The sequence below is a fragment of the Gilliamella sp. Pas-s25 genome (assembly GCF_009795885.1).
GTDB lineage: Bacteria > Pseudomonadota > Gammaproteobacteria > Enterobacterales > Orbaceae > Gilliamella.
Genome location: NZ_WTEV01000088.1, coordinates 1 through 451 on the forward strand (window position 1 = coordinate 1; position 451 = coordinate 451).

The 451-nt window shown below is 29.3% G+C and carries 1 pseudogene; it reads right to left on the minus strand.

The annotated features are described in order from the left end of the window. Nucleotides 1-451, minus strand: a pseudogene (locus tag GQ593_RS13465) (hypothetical protein); the annotation flags it as partial.

A 451-nucleotide genomic window follows, 5' to 3' on the forward strand; every position in this document is an offset into this window, starting at 1 on the left:
CCAATCTCTAAATGATGATGATTAATAATATTAGCGGTATAAATCATTCTCAGTCGTTTATTGTCATCTAATTTTTTTTCGTCAAAATAATATTTTTCGTAAGGATATATTGTGGCAAAGTTGAATGCCATTGCATACTCAATGGCATTATTTGCACTCTTACACCCCGAATATTTTATGCCATAAGAAAAATAGTTTTGACGTGCAAAGTTCTTTATCAATTCCAAAACAATACCATCATGATCAAGTTTATTATCATATAAAATATAAATATCATTTCTACCGCCAAATTCTTCCGTATGATAAGCCAAACGTAGGCGACATATATTGTCTAATACATTCGATGTAGCAAAGGTTATAATTTTCTGTAGATTTATTTTACGTTTTAATCCCTTTAGAGAAATATTAACTTGTTTAAAATCACTACAGGTCTTCCTTATTATCGGCTTAA